Genomic DNA, 352 nt, shown 5'->3' on the forward strand with positions numbered 1-352 from the left:
TTATAGGTTGTTCCATCTGACAAAATGGCGAAATCTTTTAGTCCCACATCCATTCCAATGTAAGAATTTGTTTTCGGGAGTTCTTGCACTTCTGTTTCAACTAACAATGACACAAAGTATCTGCCAGAAGAGTTCCGTCTAACCGTAGCATTTACAATACGTCCTTTTACTTCACGACTTTTGGCAAATCGAACAAGACCGACTTTTGGCAATTTCATTTTGTTTCCTACAACGGCAATGTTTTCATTTGTTTGTTTTGTGGTATAAGATTGTAAGTTGTTTTTCTTAGATTTGAAACGCGGGGCACTGTTTTGTTTTTTGAAAAAGCGTGTATAAGCATCCGCAAGGTTGC

Annotated in this window: 1 pseudogene; it reads right to left on the reverse strand. The window is 37.5% G+C overall.

The annotated features are described in order from the left end of the window. Nucleotides 1–352, reverse strand: a pseudogene (locus JDS95_RS30590) (IS200/IS605 family element RNA-guided endonuclease TnpB); the annotation flags it as partial.

Origin of the sequence: Bacillus cereus group sp. N24 (assembly GCF_016483345.1) — a bacterium.
Lineage (GTDB): Bacteria > Bacillota > Bacilli > Bacillales > Bacillaceae_G > Bacillus_A > Bacillus_A toyonensis.